The following is a 231-nucleotide window of genomic DNA, read 5'->3' on the forward strand; positions in this document are numbered from 1 at the left end:
CTCAACGCCGTGGTGCAGGCGGAGAAGAGCGCGCAGGCCAACGTGATCCGCCGCCGCGAGGAAGCCAACGCGACCCGCAGCCTGCTCAACACCGCCAAGCTGATCGAGGAAAGTCCGGTGCTGATGCGCCTGAAGGAACTCGAGGCCTTGGAAAAAATCACCGAAAAGATCGACAAGCTGACCGTCTTCGGCGGTCTGGAGGGAGTCATGAAGCAACTCGTCAGCCTCAAG

At 61.0% G+C, this 231-nt stretch carries 1 protein-coding gene; it reads left to right on the forward strand.

Annotation, left to right across the window (positions count from 1 at the left end):
• The coding region (locus HKX41_13920; protein ID NNC25230.1) for a slipin family protein at positions 1 to 231 on the forward strand (231 nt) is incomplete at both ends.

The organism is Salifodinibacter halophilus (genome assembly GCA_012999515.1).
Classification (GTDB): Bacteria; Pseudomonadota; Gammaproteobacteria; order Nevskiales; family Salinisphaeraceae; genus Salifodinibacter; species Salifodinibacter halophilus.